We start from the raw sequence: 15,467 nt of genomic DNA on the forward strand, positions 1-15,467 counted from the left end.
TTTCGTTCTTTATTGAATAGATTTGACACCACAATTACTAGTTGGAAAGGCTTTAATTTCCTAGCATTTATTGTAATCGGATTAAAGAAATTTCATAAAATTGAAAAGTCAAGATGACTTCGAAGAAATAATAATTTCAAAACAAAAAAAAGAGCCTAAAATAAATTTATTTTAGACTCTTTTTTTGTTTTACGATATGTAATTCCAATCATTTTTTAAATACTTGACTGCATTAATCAAAGCTGTTTTTGAATTGGTAGGGTTAAAGCCTAATTCAGTTTTAGCTTTATGAATATCGTAATCTTGTTTTAAACCGTAAAACATTTTGATGTATTCTCTTTTTAACAAAGGTTCCTTGCCTGTTAATTTACTACCTATTTCCATAAAAAAAGCAATGATGTGAAGTGTGAATTTAGGGATTTTAGGAGGTGTTTTTAATTTTAAATCAGGAAACTCTTTAGAAACTATGTGTACACTTTCTTGGATAGAAGTGTGTTTTTCGTTTGCTAAAATATATCGTTCTCTATTTTTTCCTTTTTTCATTGCCAAATAAGCCCCTATTGCTACATCTTTGACGTCAATCCAGTTCAAAGTTATGTTAGTATCAGCAATCATTTCTCCTGTCATTATTTGATGAACTAACTTATTAGAATAGCTCAAATTATGACTTTTGCTACCAATCATAGCAGAGGGTAAAATTAAAACAGTTCTTATGTTGAACTTTTTACTTAGTTCAAGAGCTAATTTATCTGAATCATTTTTAGAATTGTAATACCAATTTCTTCTATCACTATTGTATCCATTACTTTCTTTTGCAGGAAGTTTTGTGAAATCTAAAGCAGCAACGGAGCTAACATATACAATGTTTTTAACACCACATGTAGCTGCAGCTTCAAATAAATTTTTAGTACCAGTAACATTGGTGTCATAAATTTCTTTTTTAGGGTTTTTAGCCCACATTTTAAAAGAAGCACCAACTGCGTAGATATCCGAAATATCTTTGAATGCTTTTATCATGGATTCCTTATCCATGATATCAACATGAGCTGTTTCGCATCCAAGTTCTTCTAAAATTTTCTTATTTTTTTTATTTCTGTACGTAGCAACAACATTAATTTTTTTATCAATCAATAATTTACAAAGATTGAAGCCTAAATGTCCGTTTGCGCCAGTTACTAAAGTTTTTCGATCCATATAATACACTAAAATTATTTTTGTCTAATTTCAGTGAATATTTCAAAAGGAAAAATAACAAATGTTAGAAAACCTCTTTTCTGATTCTGCTTAATGAAGGAGGAGTGATGCCTAGATACGAAGATAAGTCGTTTACAGATACACTATTTATAATGTTTGGAGATGTCTTTAACACTTTTAAGTAACGATCTTTTGCAGTGAGAGTTTGAAAATCTTTAATTCGTTCCATTTTACATTGCAAAGCGTTGTTAGTTATTGTGTTGATGATTTTTTCAAAAGAACTTGTTGAATTGTAAAGAATTTGGAAGTTTTGTAGAGATAATTTATAAAGTGTACAATCTGTTATAGTCTCAAAAATGTCAGTAGCTATGGTTCTATTCTTGAAACTCTCAAAATCAACAAAAAAATTAAGAGACTCAATAAGATGGTTAACAGTGTAGTTGTTTGAGTTGATACTATAACCTTTTACAATACCAGAGTCTAAAAAATAAATATAATTGGCTATACTGTTAGCTTTGGTTACTGCAGTTCCTTTTTTAATGAATTCCAATTCAAAACTCTCTTTAAAGGTAAGAACTTCTTTGTGGTTAAGTATTTCAATATTGTTTAAGTAATTAATTAAGTTCTCCATTTAAACTATAAAAGTGTATAAAAAAAGCCGTAACTAAGTTACGGCTTATAATTGTTTATTGTTTGCTTTTAAAATTGTCAAACTTGTTTTTGGTTTCTTTAGGCCAACTGTTATTTTGAGTGTCAATATCAGCAGTCTCTAAATCTGGGTCTAAAACAATTTTAGTAATTTCTTTATCTGAAGTATATACTTTAAAAACTTTAGTGTCGCTTTTTCTCCAAATTTCAGCTGGATACTTTTCACGTTTTGTACTTCCGTCTTTGTATGTTAATTCAACAATAATAGGCATAACTAATCCACCTGGTTTTTCAAACTCAACTTGGTAGATGTATTTTGGAAGTTTTTTAAGTTTTGATTTTTCGTTTGCAGGTAATGTAGATACATAGTTTTCTATTTTTGAAGTGTTAGCATCTTCTTTTTTATCTGTTAAGAAAACTAAATCACCTAAAGAATCAAAATAAGCTTTAGCTCTAGGGTTTGTTTTAATAATTTCCTTAACTCTTTCGCTTTTCTTATCTGTAACGTACAGTTTTTTAACTTCTTTAATTCCTATGTCATTAAAGTCAGTAGTGTAGAACCATCCTCTCCAAAACCAGTCTAAATCCATTCCAGCAGCATCTTCCATACTTCTAAAGAAGTCAGCAGGAGTAGGGTGTTTAAACATCCAGCGCTTAGAGTAAGTTTTAAAAGCGAAGTCGAATAATTCAGGACCTAAAATAGTTTGACGAAGTAAATAAAGACCTGCAGCAGGTTTTGTATATGCATTTGGACCAAAGTTCTTAACATAATCTCCTTGAGACATAATTGGAGATAAATTATCTTGGTTTAAGCTCATGTAAGGAACGATGTTTCTAGGTAAACTTCTTACTGGAAAGTTAGGGTCATAATCTAATTCAGCTAACATTTCAACAAAAGAGTTCAAACCTTCATCCATCCAAGTCCACTGACGCTCATCAGAATTTACAATCATAGGAAAAAAGTTATGACCAACTTCGTGAGCAATTACTCCAATCATACCATATTTTACTCTATCAGAATATGTTCCATCAGGATCTGGACGACCATAGTTGAAACAGATCATAGGATATTCCATACCTTGACGCTTAGCGTGAACAGAGATAGCTTTTGGATATGGGTAATCGAAAGTTAATTTAGAGTATTCTTCTAATGTATTTGCAACAACTCTAGTAGAGTGCTCTTCCCATAATGGATTCCCTTCTTTAGGGTATAATGAAACTGCCATTATATTTTTACCATTAATTTTTACTGCCATTGCATCCCAAATGTATTTTCTTGAAGAAGCAAATGCGTAATCACGAACATTTTCAGCTTTAAAATGCCAAGTTTTAGTTTTAGAAGTTCCTTCTTTTTCATTTTCCTCAGCTTCTTTCTGAGTAACGATGAATACAGGGTCTTTGTAAGAGTTTCTTGCTTTTTCGAATCTATTACGTTGTTCTTTAGTTAGAACTTGCTTTTCGTTTTGTAATTCACCTGTTGCATCTAAAATGTGATCAGCAGGAACAGTAATTTTTACATCATAATCTCCAAATTCTAAAGCAAATTCACTACGTCCCCAGAATTGCATATTTTGCCATCCTTCTACATTATTATATACACATAATCTTGGGAAAAACTGAGCTAAAGTATATGCTTTGTTACCGTCTTTAAATAATTCAAATCCAGAACGACCACCATCCTCAACAGAATTGTTAATTAAATAATTCCATTTGATTTTGAAAACAAATTCTCCATTAGGAGCTAAAGGTTGAGGTAAGTTAATACGCATCATAGTATTGATGATCGTATGTGATAAATCTCTACCGTCTTCATATTTTACAGATTCGATTTTAAAACCAAAATCTTTCTTTTTTCCCATGTTGTCAGCAACAAATTCAGAAGGTTGTTGCCATCCATCAACTCCTTTCGATTCTGATAATGGAGTTTGAGAATCTGGAGCACGCATGTTTTGGTCTAATTGAACCCATAAATATTCTAAATGGTCTTTAGAATTATTGTGATAAGTAATAGTTTCATCACCATATAACTTATCATTGGTTTCGTCTAAACGAAGCTCCATTACATAATCTACTTTTTGTTGTGTATACTCGTGTCCAGGAGCACCAGAAGCAGTTCTGTAAGAGTTTGGGGTAGCTAAAACATCTTTTAGCTGCCTAAATTTATTATTGTCGGTATGTCCAGCTTTTTTTTCTTTCTCTACTTGTTGTGCAAATGTAGAGAATACTGTAAATACCATAGAAAAAAGAATATAAGTAAGCTTTTTCATTGTTAGGTTTTAGTTGGTGTTATAAAAATAGGTGGAAAATTAATGAAATAAAGTTATGGAAAAAAATAAACCAAAAAATTAACAAATATTTATAGTTTTCAAAACAATATTTTTAAGAGATTTATTAAAGGATGATTTCTTGTTGGTATAGTGTTAGTTCTCTTTTATTAATGCGAATTTTTTAATGATTTGCTATAACTTTGCAAATTTTTAACAAAAGTAAAGTACTTTTTTTGTATTTTAGTGAAGTAATCATCAATCATTAAAGTATGCCAAGAGCCATGTTCGAATACACCAAGGTAGTGTTACAAAAAGTAAGTTTTAATGCAGATTTATTTTGTAAAGAGTTAGAGAAAGCAGTATCTAGATTATTACCTTATGAAGTAGACGAATTAGTGATATGGTTGAGACAATATACAGCTAACAAGCCAGAGTTGTATGCTTGTATGAATGTAGTTAATAGTAGAGTATAGTAACTTGTTTATCTACGTCTTCTTGGTCCGCCCCCGTTAAATGGCCCTTTTTTATGCATTCCGTCTTTTCTACGTAATTTTCGCATTAAAGTTTTGTTGAATTCATGTTCAGCTATTTCTAGTTTTAGAACTTTTTTTGCAGGTAAGAAAGCTAATAATTTTTCGTAAAATTCAGTTTTTTGCTCGTAATGAGACTTCTTTATTTGTTGAAGTAGATTTAAATAATTTTTAGCTTCCTTGTTAGAAAGGCTATCAACTCCACCTGAATTTTCAATTTTACTTTTGATTTCGGTTTTTTGTTGTCTAAACAATCTATGTTTAGATTTTTCATGTTTATTAAAAAGAGGCCAGAATTTTTCTGCTTCTGCTTCCGTTAAATCTAGTTGTTCAGTGATAAAAGCAATTTTATAAGCCTTTATCTTTTTGTCTCTCTTTTTTTGTGCGCTTAAATTAACACAAAAACCGAAAAATAAGATGATAAGTATTGTTCTTTTCATTTGTATATATTTTGTTCTCTTATTGTAATTCATCAATATAAGAGTTGTTGTCTATTGAGTTGAAATATTCTTCAAGACCATCATTGTTGTCTACAAAAGATAATTCTTCATCAGTAAAATCTTCATTATTTAATAAAGTTGAAAGCTCATAGGCTGAAGCATCTTCAAAAAAACTATTGCTATACCAGCTTTCTATATCATCAGCAGTAATACTTTCATTAGCAACTCCTGATTGTCCACTAAAGTAAAAAATACTAAAGAATAATAATATTGAAGCTGCAGCAGCTACAGTAACAAACTTTCTAATTTTACTATATAAAGAAATTACTTTTACAGGCTCTTCAGTATCTTCTTTTACACTGTTCATAATTGATTCTTCAAAAGAATCAAAATAATTATCAGGAACCTTGAAAGAATTTTTATTAGAAAAACTAGATTCAATAATTTTAGCTGAAATTTGATCATCAAATTCATCTAAATAATTTTCAGGAATAGAAAAACCATGCTTTTGGTTTGTCTTTTCTTTTAAATATTGAACGCTATTTTCTAATTTTTTATCCATTTTCTATATGTAAGACTTCATTTTTTGTAAAAGGTTTAATGATAGTTTTTTATGAAATTTTCAATTTTTTTTACAGCATGAAAATATGATGCTTTTAACGATCCAACAGAAGTTTCTAGTATCTCTGATATCTCATTATATTTTAAATCATCAAAATATTTCATATTGAATACTAATTGCTGTTTTTGTGGAAGTGTAGCAATAGCCTTTTGAAGTATGAGTTGAATTTCTTCTCCAGAGAACCAATCGTCGCTTTTTAAATTAGAAACAATGGATTGTTTGTAATCAGAAATATCAACATTTTGTGATTTTGCCTTTTTGTTAAGAAAGGTTATAGCTTCATTAGTTGCTATTCTATACATCCATGAGTACAGTTTGCTTTCGCCTTTAAAATTATCAATATTTTTAAAAACTTTTACAAATGTGTTTTGCAACACATCATCAGTATCATCATGAGAAATAACAATTTTACGAATATGCCAATATAGTCTCTCTTTGTATTGAGAGACTAATATTTTAAAAGAAGCTTCTTTAGTGGCTTTATCCTTTAATTTAGTTATAAACGTAATTTCGTCGGTCAAATGATAATTGTTTTCATTTATATGACTCTAAAATTACAAAAAGGTTTAATTAAATTAGAATTATTTTCTTCTTGAAAATCCAAATAAGCGTTTTTCTTCAATAACTTCAGCAATTCCACTAGGTAACATTTCTTGCCACCCATCTTCATTGTTCTGAATCATTTTTAACACTTCTCTAGAGAAAACCGATAAAATTTCAGGATCAAAAGTGTCAATATCTACAAGTTTACCATTAATTTTAAAGAACTTGTAAAGCTCTTTCATTCTTGGGTGTACCTTAAGATTGTTAGAGTTGATGTATTTATCGTTTTCTGTATCTTTATATGGATACATGTATACTTTTAAATCTCTGTAGAATAATTTACCAAAGGCTTCTAAAATACCACCACTTACATTACGATAGTATTTTTCGTCAAAAATTTGAATTAAATTGTTAACACCCATTGCTAGTGCCATTCTTTCTTTAGTAAATTCACTAAAGTATTCTACTAAACGGTAGTACTCTTGGTAGTTCGTAATCATTACGTTCTGACCTAAAGAGCATAAAAGTTCAGCTCTATCTAAGAAGTCACGTTCATTAATTTCTCCTTCAGCACGTAAATTACTAAGAGTTATCTCAAAGATGATTTGAGTTTTTTCAGGATTTACTTTTTTCTCTTGGAAAAAAAGTTTTTTAGACTCTTCATACATATCCATATTAACCTTTGTTACAGGTCTAAAACTACCACGTAAAGCTAATATGTTTTTTTTGTAAAGAACTTGTGCAGGTAATAAGTTGTTTCCATCAGGACCAAACATTACGGCATTTGTCATTCCGTTTTTAACCAATTGTAAACTCATCAATCGATTATCAACATACATAAATCGTGGTCCAGAGAAATTAATCATATCTATTTCCAATTTATCTCTGTCGATATTGTCATAGAAAGATTTTAATAATTCTTTTGGATTATCATTTAAGTAGAAAGCACCATATATTAAGTTTACACCTAAAACACCAAGAGTTTCTTGTTGTAAACGAGCGTCTGTTTCTTTAAAACGTAGGTGTAAAATAATTTCATTGTAATCTTCTAAAGGATCTAACTGAAAACGAATTCCTACCCATCCATGTCCTTTAAATTTTTTACTGAAATTAATAGTTGCTACAGTGTTGGCATAACTAAAAAATAACTTGTCAGGATGTTTTTGACGATCTAAGCGATCTTCAATTAAATCCATCTCATGACGAAGCATTTTTTTTAATCGAGCTTCCGTAACATAACGTCTGTCAGCTTCAATTCCATAAATAGCATCTGAAAAATCTTTATCGTAAGCACTCATTGCTTTTGCAATGGTACCAGATGCACCTCCAGCTCTAAAGAAATTACGAACAGTTTCTTGCCCTGCACCAATCTCAGCAAAGGTTCCGTAAATATTAGCATTTAGGTTAATTCTAAGCGCCTTACTCTTTGTTGTAGGTACACTACTTATTTTTTGATCCCCTTTTAAGGTAATAGCCATTTTAGTTGTTATTTGTTTACGCAACAAATGTAAAGAAAATACGAAGAATTAGTCAATTTTTATATTACTTTTGTGTAACAAATGAGTGTGAAAAAACAATTAAAGATAACTTTTTTAGGTACGGGAACTTCTACTGGCGTACCTATGATTGCAAGTAAAAATGAAGTTCGATTTTCTGAGGATAGTAAAGATAAGCGTTTACGCTCGTCAGTAATGTTTTCTTGGGATGAGAATAATTATATAATAGATTGTGGACCTGATTTTCGCCAACAAATGTTGAGAGCTAATGTGGAGTCTATTAAAGGAATTTTATTTTCTCATGAGCATGCTGATCATATTGCTGGTTTTGACGAGATAAGACCTTATTATTATAGAATGGGTGATGTGCCTATTTATTCTGATGAAAGAGTTTTAAAAGCACTTCAAAAAAGATATGATTACATTTTTGCTACAGAAAATAGGTATCCATCAGCACCTGCAGTAGCACCTAGTGTGATTACAAAAGATGATGTTTTATTGTTTGATGGAGTAGAAGTATTACCTATACAAGTAATGCATGGTGATTTACCAATTTTAGGATATCGATTTGGTAATGTGGCTTATTTGACAGATGTAAAAAGTATTCCAGAAGAAGAAAAGAAAAAACTACAAGGATTAGACGTTTTAATTACAACCGCGCTTAGAAGAGAGTCTCATAAAACGCATGCTAATTTAGAAGAAGCGTTAGATTTAGTAAAAGAGTTAAATCCTAAAAGAGCATACTTTAGTCATATTAGTGAATTGTTAGGATTTCATGAAGATATTCAAAAAGAGTTACCAGAGAACGTTGCTTTAGCTTATGATGAGTTAGAGGTTTTTGTAGACATGTAGCACTTAACTACCCTTATTTGATCAAAAATTAACTAATTATAAACGAATATTTGTTTAGAGCATAGAATTGTATGCGAATCTTCATACTTTTGAGGCAGAATTTAAATCAAATATTTAAAATTATGAAAAAAGTTTTTTTATCAATTGTTATGACAATGATAGGTTTTGCTATGAATGCTCAAGATTCAAATACACAAACAGAAAAAGGAAAATTTGTTATTGAAGCTAATACTGGTTCAGAAGCAACAGGTAATACATCTTTTAGGTTAACTTCTGTAAATGGAAATACTGATGCAGCTATTGGTTTAGATGGAGGTTATTTTGTGGCAGATGATTTAGCTGTAAAGTTTGGATTAGGATCTGATTTTGGTGATGCTTTTACATACAAAGTAGGAGGAGAGTACTATATCGCTAGTAAATTTCCTGTAGGTGTTGATTTTACAGGAGTTTCTGGTAATGGTAGAAGTTCAAATTTTGTAGGTGTACAAGGTGGTTATGCTTATTTTATTGGAGAACATGTGAGTATTAAACCTGCTATTAGGTATAATATCGCATTAGATGAAGGAAATAATGGTGTTTTTCAAGGATTAATAGGTTTTGCTATATATTTATAGAGAATAAATTATTATAATTTATAAGAGAGAGTCAGATAATATCTGACTCTTTTTATTTTAAAACAGAAAACCACCTAAATTTTAGGTGGTTTTTCGTTAATCAACTAATTCAAATAATTTTACACAATGAAAACAAAATTTGTTTTCATTATCTGAGACAAAATTACGAATATTAGAAGTATTAAATCTTATTTTTTGAGAATTTTACATTTTTTTAATACAAAACAACTGCAATGTTAAGAAATCCATAAAAAAATGTTTAGCTAGCATGTTTGTGTGCTTTGTATGAAGACCTTACTAAAGCGCTACTTTCAACATACATGAATCCCATTTCCTTACCTATTGTTTCGTATTTTTTAAATTGGTCAGGAGTTATAAATTCTTTAACAGGTAAATGCTTTTTTGTCGGACTTAAATATTGACCAAGTGTTAAAATATCTAAACCAATGTCTCTAAGATCTTTCATTGTTTCTATAACTTCCTCTTCAGTTTCTCCAAGTCCCAGCATCATACCAGACTTAGTTCTCATACCGTTTTCTTTTAAATATTTTAAAACACCTAAACTACGTTCGTATTTAGCTTGAATCCTAACTTCTCTAGTCAATCTTCTAACTGTTTCCATGTTATGAGAAACAACTTCTGGATGAACGTTAATAATACGGTCTATAAGTTTAGTGTTTCCTTGGAAATCTGGTATAAGAGTTTCTAAAGTTGTATTTGGATTAGCTCTTCTAATTGCTTGAACAGTTTCACTCCATATAATAGAACCACCATCTTTTAAGTCGTCTCTATCAACAGAAGTTATAACGGCATGTTTAATTTTCATTATTTTAATAGAACGAGCCACTTTTTCGGGTTCGTCCCATTCAACGGTTTCAGGTCTTCCTGTTTTTACACCACAAAAACCACATGATCTAGTACAAATATTACCTAAGATCATAAATGTAGCTGTACCTTCTCCCCAACATTCTCCCATGTTTGGGCAGCTACCACTAGTACAAATAGTGTTAAGCTTATACTTATCTACAAGACCTCTAAGCTCCGTGTATTTTTTTCCTACAGGAAGTTTTACGCGTAACCACTTGGGTTTTTTAACGCGTTCTTTCGGAGTTGTTGCTGTAATTGTATTTTCAGACATCTACTATAAATTTGAATTGCAAATTTACAAAAGAATCTTTTATTGCATGATATCTAATTCAGTTGCTTTATCAATTGCTAACTGTAAACAAGCGTTATCACTTTTTACAATGTTAACAATTCGACCAATTTTTTCTAAATCTTCTTTGTTAGGACTCCAGAATGTTACTCCAGTAACTTCAACTTTCATCTCTAAATCATCTATTAAATTGTCGTCGCATACTTTAAAAGCACCATAAATAATACCAAGCCAAGAAGGACCACCTCCGTGATATCCGCTAGCTTGCAAATCTTTTGCCATAGAGTCTTGTTGGTATACATCATGGTAGTCATATCTGTATTTACCTTTTTCAGCTTGTAGCTTTCCTTTTACGGTTATGCTGTTGTCTCCTAATGCACCTTTTAATTTATCGGCTTGTGAAAAGATAATTTGAAAAGAAAGCATAGCAAAAATTACACATACCGATTTAAATAAAAATCTATTGTTTCGCATCTTAATATATTGGGGTTAAACTTTGATTTTTGCTAAATGAAACCAAAAACCGTGCAAATTTAATTTTTTTATTAAAAAAAAAATGATTTTTCTGTTAAAATTATAAAAAGTGTTAAAATATTGAGAATATATACCATCCGCTAAATGAAATCAAGAAAATAATACCAAGATAGCTTAGTGTTTTTATGAATATGTTAGGATGGTTTTCTTTGGGAGTATGTTTACTGGTGATTAATTTATAGTTTAAGAGAGCAAAAATAGGTGCTGTTAAAAAAGAAAAGATGGTTGCAATTTTTACCAGTAGGATCATATTACTTAAGAAAAAGAACAGAATTATAAAGGTTCCAAATGTTAAAAAAAGTAACCAAAACCAATAATTTAAAGTAGAATTATTATTAAACAATAGAGAAGTAGTTTTTGCCATTGCCCTAGGAGAAGCGTCTAAAGTTGTAATAGTTGTGCTAATCATGGTTGTAAAAGCAGCTATAGCTATAATTAACTTGAAGTTATCACCTAAATTCTCAGTATATAAATTTATAAGTTGTATCGCAAACCCACTACCAGAAGAAGCTAGTTCGGTATTACTATTAAACATAACCAATGCTCCTAAAATTATAAAAAATAAACCTAAAATCATTGTGCCGATATAACCGATATTAAAATCCAATACTGATTTTTTTACCGTGATTTTATCTGTGGTACTTTTATTCTTTTCTACAGACCATAATGAATGCCAAATAGATATATCTAATGGTGCAGGCATCCAGCCTAAAAAAGCAATTAAAAAACTAATTTCGGCAACTTCTTTAGGGATAAAAGGAACAAAAGAAAAAGAAGCAGAATTGTTGTAAATAGCAATAAAAACCGCAATTAAAGTACTAATAGTTAAAGAAACAATAATATATTTCATTAACTTATCTAAAAGCTGATATTTACCAACAATTAAAATAATTAAAAGCGCAACTAATATAATAGTAGACCATAATACTAAGTTATTACTGAAGCCAAAAAGTTGAGTTGCTAAGCTTGCTGTAACAATAGTAACAGCAGCTTGTATAGTAAACATGGTAACAATGTTTACAAAAAAATACATCATTAAATAACCTTTACCTAATTTTAAATACCCGTCAAGTAAACTTTCACCAGTACTTGCTGCGTATTTAGGACCAAATTTAAAAAAAGGGTACTTAAATAAATGTACAATTAATAAAGCCCAAACTAAACCAAATCCATATTCTGCACCAGCTTTTGTTGCTTGTACTAAGTGTGAAACCCCAATTGCTGCTCCGGCAAATAACAATCCCGGACCCAGAATGCTTAAAAATGATTTTTTCATGAGTTATTATTCCTAATAATATCTGCAAGAAGTTTTTTTGCTCTTAATAATTTCACCTTTACATTATTCATTGGTTCATTAATTTGAGTAGCTATTTCTTTATAACTTAACTCTTGGAAAAAGCGTAGATTAATAACTTCTTGATATTTAGGTTGAAGTTTTTTTATATTCTTTAGCAATTTAGCTAAATTTTGTTCTCTGATTATTTTATCTTCAGGGGTAGGGGTGTCATCAACAATGTCATATACTTCGTTTGTTTCGTTTGAAGTAGATTTTGTTATGATTGATGATTTACGTTTTCTTAGTAAATCGTAATGTAAATTTTTAGAAATAGCGATTAACCATGTGCTAAACTGATATTCTGGATTAAAGCTGTCAATTTTATTGAAAGCTTTAGCAAATGTCTGTATAGTGATATCTTCAGCATCAATTTCATTACCAATTTTTTTAAATTGGTATGCGTAAACATTAGACCAAAAAGCATCTAATAAATAATTAAAAGATGCTTGATTTCCTTTTTTGGCTAACTCAATATGTTGTAGCGTTTCTTTATTTATGATTTCCTGTTTTATTGATGTTGTGGTTCACTACAACTGTCAAATTGATCTGGAGTTTTTCCGCAAAAACCACAAGCTTCACCTGATTGATTTAAAGCAGGATTTTGACTAGCACAAGTTCCAGCAAATTCTCCGTCTTTTTTAGCCCAAATTTTAATTGCGATTCCAGCGAAGGCTAATGCTAATAAACCAATTGTTAAAATAACTAATTTCATTAAATTTAATTTAAAATACAAAGATAAGTAAACTATTTTTTTATATATTGTGACTTCAATAAAAATTGTGTGTCAAAAGTTTAGTATTAAATCCCTAAAATGTTATTCAATTATGAATTTATTAGTTAATGTTGTTGAAAGTATCAAAGAATTAGTTGTATTAGTTACTAAAGAGAACAACAAAACATTGAGTCCTATTCGTGTTAAAGTTGAAAGAAATCGTAACAGATTTAATCGCTAGTTGATATTTAACAACAGTAAGGAAGGTCTAGTGAATACTAATTATCATTAGACCTTTTTTAATTTAAATAACATTCACTTCAATTTCTAAATTAATAGAAAAGTTTTCTTGAATTGTTTGTTGAATAGTTTTAGCTAATTCGTAGATTTCTTTACCACTAGCATTTCCATGATTTACTAAAACTAAGGCTTGTTTATCATGCACACCCGCGTCTCCAAATCTTTTTCCTTTAAAACCGCTTTGTTCAATTAACCATCCAGCAGGAACTTTTACTTCATGTTCAGAGATTGGGTAATTAGGTATTTCAGGATATTTTTCAAGTAAACTTTTAAAATGTGTGGTAGATATTACTGGATTTTTAAAAAAGCTACCACTATTACCAATATCTTTAGGGTTAGGTAATTTTGAGTTTCTTATATTGATTACAGCTTCAGAAACATCTTTAATTGTTGGTTTTTTAATACTGTTACTATCTAATTGCTTTTCAATTGCTCCATAAGAGGTATTCAATTGATGTGGTTGTTTTTGTAAACAAAAACTAACAGAAGTAATAATATATTTTCCTTTATGAGTGTTTTTAAATATTGAATTTCTGTAACCAAATTCACAGTCATTATTGCTAAAAGAAACAAGTTTTCCTGTAGCTATTTCTATGGCTTCAACTTTTGTAATAACATCTTTAACTTCTACGCCATAAGCACCTATATTTTGAATAGGGCAGGTACCTACATTACCAGGAATTAATGATAAGTTTTCAATACCTCCATAATTATTAGAAACACACCATAACACAAAATTGTGCCAATTTTCACCAGCATTTACAGTTAAATTAACATTACTATCATTTTCATTATCAATAGAAATTCCTGTAATATTTAAATGTACAACTAACTCTTCAATATCTTTTGTAAGTAGCATATTGCTACCGCCAGAAAGTAAAAACAGATCCTTTTCTTTTTTTACAAGTTGTTGTAGTTCGTATACAGATGTGATATTAACAAAACGTTTGGCATTTACATCAATGCCAAACGTGTTCATTTTTTTTAGTGATATGTTTTCTTGAATATTCAAATGACTATTTGTTGTACTCTTCAAGAGCTATTTTTAAAATTTCTACAGATCTAACTAAATCAGCTTTATTTAATACATAAGCGATTCTTACTTGGTTTTTACCTTCACCTTTAGTAGAATAAAATCCACTTGCAGGAGCTACCATAATTGTTTGTTTATTATGGTGGAATTTTTCTAAAATCCATTGAGCAAAATCGTCAGCATCATCAACAGGTAATTCAGCAACACAGTAAAAAGCTCCTTTAGGTTTGGCAACTTTTACTCCTTCAATTTTTTCTAATTCAGAAATTAAAGTATTTCTTCTTTCAACATACTCTCCAATTACATCATCAAAATAACTTTTAGGAGTATCTAAGGCAGCTTCACTAGCTAATAAAGCATAAGTTGGTGGACTTAAACGTGCTTGAGCAAACTTAATAGCTGTACTAATAACTTCTTTGTTTCTTGAAACAATACATCCAATTCTTGCTCCACACATACTATAACGCTTAGATACAGAATCTATAACAATTGCGTTGTTAGCAATACCATCTTCTTTTAAAATAGAATGGTGTGTAGCTCCATCATAAGAAAACTCTCTGTAAACTTCATCAGCAATTAAAAATAAATCGTGTTTTAAAACAATTTGCTTTAATTTCTCTATTTCTTCCTTACTATATAGATAACCTGTCGGATTCCCTGGGTTACAAATAAGAATTGCTTTTGTTTTTGGAGTTATTAACTTTTCGAAGTCTTCTATTTTAGGTAAAGCAAAGTTATCATCAATAGATGAAATAACAGGAACTACTTTTACACCAGAAGCTATTGAAAAACCATTATAGTTAGCGTAAAAAGGTTCAGGAATAATAATTTCATCTCCCGGATCAGTAATGCTACCAATAGTAAATAATAAAGCTTCAGAACCACCTGTAGTAACTACAATATCGTTTGCTTCAATATTAATATCATTATCACCGTAGTAATTAGCTAACTTCTGTCTGTAAGTTTCAGATCCTTCAGAGCGCGCATATGACAATACTTCAATCGCATTATTTTTTACAGCATCTAATGCTACTTGAGGAGTTTTAATATCAGGCTGTCCAATATTTAAATGAAAAACATGAACTCCCTCTTTTTTAGCATTTTCAGCAAATGGAACCAATTTTCTTATTGGTGATTGAGGCATTGAATTTCCTTTGACAGATATCGCAGGCATAATAATTAATTTAAGT

At 30.0% G+C, this 15,467-nt stretch carries 18 protein-coding genes and 1 pseudogene; 5 read left to right on the forward strand and 14 right to left on the reverse strand.

What is annotated here, in order from left to right; genetic code table 11:
• Window positions 1-117 (forward strand): annotated as a pseudogene (locus tag EYW44_RS22745) (IS5/IS1182 family transposase); the annotation flags it as partial.
• 72 nt (window positions 118-189) lie between these two features.
• On the opposite strand, the gene EYW44_RS00010 reads toward EYW44_RS22745, so the two are convergent.
• From EYW44_RS00010 to EYW44_RS00020, 3 genes are all read right to left on the reverse strand, one after another.
• Window positions 190-1,194, reverse strand: coding sequence for an SDR family NAD(P)-dependent oxidoreductase (locus EYW44_RS00010; protein WP_132721117.1), 1,005 nt, complete (start codon window positions 1,192-1,194; stop codon window positions 190-192).
• Between the two features lie 64 nt (window positions 1,195-1,258).
• The gene (locus tag EYW44_RS00015) at window positions 1,259-1,825 is read right to left on the reverse strand and encodes a Crp/Fnr family transcriptional regulator (RefSeq protein ID WP_132721119.1); all 567 of its coding nucleotides are present in this window, start codon (window positions 1,823-1,825) and stop codon (window positions 1,259-1,261) included.
• Window positions 1,826-1,880: 55 nt separating this feature from the next.
• Window positions 1,881-4,109: a M1 family metallopeptidase gene (locus EYW44_RS00020; protein ID WP_132721121.1), complete on the reverse strand. Its 2,229-nt coding sequence runs from the start codon at window positions 4,107-4,109 to the stop codon at window positions 1,881-1,883.
• A 269-nt stretch (window positions 4,110-4,378) separates the two neighbouring features.
• On the opposite strand from EYW44_RS00020, the gene EYW44_RS00025 reads away from it, so the two are divergent.
• On the forward strand, window positions 4,379-4,582 hold the full coding sequence (locus EYW44_RS00025; protein ID WP_132721123.1) for a hypothetical protein: 204 nt from the start codon (window positions 4,379-4,381) through the stop codon (window positions 4,580-4,582).
• An 8-nt stretch (window positions 4,583-4,590) separates the two neighbouring features.
• Here EYW44_RS00025 and EYW44_RS00030 read toward each other — a convergent pair whose 3' ends face one another.
• Genes EYW44_RS00030 through EYW44_RS00045 form a run of 4 tightly spaced genes read right to left on the reverse strand, consistent with a single transcriptional unit; the run spans window position 4,591 to window position 7,722 of the window.
• The gene (locus EYW44_RS00030; RefSeq protein WP_132721125.1) at window positions 4,591-5,079 is read right to left on the reverse strand and encodes a hypothetical protein; all 489 of its coding nucleotides are present in this window, start codon (window positions 5,077-5,079) and stop codon (window positions 4,591-4,593) included.
• Window positions 5,080-5,098: 19 nt separating this feature from the next.
• Window positions 5,099-5,641: a hypothetical protein gene (locus EYW44_RS00035; RefSeq protein WP_132721127.1), complete on the reverse strand. Its 543-nt coding sequence runs from the start codon at window positions 5,639-5,641 to the stop codon at window positions 5,099-5,101.
• A gap of 35 nt (window positions 5,642-5,676) precedes the next feature.
• The gene (locus EYW44_RS00040) at window positions 5,677-6,222 is read right to left on the reverse strand and encodes an RNA polymerase sigma factor (protein WP_132721129.1); all 546 of its coding nucleotides are present in this window, start codon (window positions 6,220-6,222) and stop codon (window positions 5,677-5,679) included.
• Window positions 6,223-6,282: 60 nt separating this feature from the next.
• Window positions 6,283-7,722: a TonB-dependent receptor gene (locus tag EYW44_RS00045; RefSeq protein ID WP_132721131.1), complete on the reverse strand. Its 1,440-nt coding sequence runs from the start codon at window positions 7,720-7,722 to the stop codon at window positions 6,283-6,285.
• An 81-nt stretch (window positions 7,723-7,803) separates the two neighbouring features.
• Here EYW44_RS00045 and EYW44_RS00050 point away from each other — a divergent pair, with 81 nt between their 5' ends.
• Both EYW44_RS00050 and EYW44_RS00055 read left to right on the forward strand, forming a co-directional pair.
• Window positions 7,804-8,592, forward strand: a complete 789-nt coding sequence (locus tag EYW44_RS00050) for an MBL fold metallo-hydrolase (RefSeq protein ID WP_132721133.1) — start codon at window positions 7,804-7,806, stop codon at window positions 8,590-8,592.
• Between the two features lie 122 nt (window positions 8,593-8,714).
• Window positions 8,715-9,206: a hypothetical protein gene (locus EYW44_RS00055; RefSeq protein WP_132721135.1), complete on the forward strand. Its 492-nt coding sequence runs from the start codon at window positions 8,715-8,717 to the stop codon at window positions 9,204-9,206.
• Between the two features lie 259 nt (window positions 9,207-9,465).
• On the opposite strand, the gene lipA is transcribed toward EYW44_RS00055, so the two are convergent.
• The 5 genes from lipA to EYW44_RS00080 form a co-directional block, all read right to left on the reverse strand.
• On the reverse strand, window positions 9,466-10,344 hold the full coding sequence (gene lipA, locus EYW44_RS00060) for a lipoyl synthase (protein ID WP_132721137.1): 879 nt from the start codon (window positions 10,342-10,344) through the stop codon (window positions 9,466-9,468).
• A 39-nt stretch (window positions 10,345-10,383) separates the two neighbouring features.
• Window positions 10,384-10,836, reverse strand: coding sequence for a hypothetical protein (locus EYW44_RS00065; protein WP_132721139.1), 453 nt, complete (start codon window positions 10,834-10,836; stop codon window positions 10,384-10,386).
• Between the two features lie 112 nt (window positions 10,837-10,948).
• Complete coding sequence (locus tag EYW44_RS00070) at window positions 10,949-12,172, reverse strand: Nramp family divalent metal transporter (protein WP_132721141.1); 1,224 nt, start codon at window positions 12,170-12,172, stop codon at window positions 10,949-10,951.
• Window positions 12,169-12,744 (reverse strand): RNA polymerase sigma factor, encoded by a 576-nt coding sequence (locus EYW44_RS00075; RefSeq protein ID WP_373681043.1) that lies wholly within the window; start codon window positions 12,742-12,744, stop codon window positions 12,169-12,171. The genes EYW44_RS00070 and EYW44_RS00075 overlap by 4 nt, the downstream gene beginning before the upstream one ends.
• Window positions 12,741-12,944, reverse strand: coding sequence for a membrane or secreted protein (locus tag EYW44_RS00080; protein ID WP_132721145.1), 204 nt, complete (start codon window positions 12,942-12,944; stop codon window positions 12,741-12,743). Before EYW44_RS00080 ends, EYW44_RS00075 begins: the two co-directional genes overlap by 4 nt.
• A gap of 112 nt (window positions 12,945-13,056) precedes the next feature.
• Between EYW44_RS00080 and EYW44_RS22665 the strand changes: the two genes are divergently transcribed.
• Window positions 13,057-13,185, forward strand: a complete 129-nt coding sequence (locus EYW44_RS22665) for a hypothetical protein (RefSeq protein ID WP_256369363.1) — start codon at window positions 13,057-13,059, stop codon at window positions 13,183-13,185.
• A 63-nt stretch (window positions 13,186-13,248) separates the two neighbouring features.
• On the opposite strand, the gene murB is transcribed toward EYW44_RS22665, so the two are convergent.
• Together murB and EYW44_RS00090 are read right to left on the reverse strand one after the other, a co-directional pair.
• On the reverse strand, window positions 13,249-14,256 hold the full coding sequence (gene murB, locus EYW44_RS00085) for a UDP-N-acetylmuramate dehydrogenase (protein ID WP_132721869.1): 1,008 nt from the start codon (window positions 14,254-14,256) through the stop codon (window positions 13,249-13,251).
• A gap of 4 nt (window positions 14,257-14,260) precedes the next feature.
• Window positions 14,261-15,451 carry a pyridoxal phosphate-dependent aminotransferase gene (locus tag EYW44_RS00090; protein WP_132721147.1) on the reverse strand — a complete coding sequence of 397 codons (1,191 nt, stop codon included), beginning with the start codon at window positions 15,449-15,451 and terminating at the stop codon, window positions 14,261-14,263.
• Window positions 15,452-15,467: the final 16 nt, after the last annotated feature.

The sequence above is a fragment of the Tenacibaculum sp. M341 genome (assembly GCF_004337695.1).
Taxonomy (GTDB): domain Bacteria; phylum Bacteroidota; class Bacteroidia; order Flavobacteriales; family Flavobacteriaceae; genus Polaribacter.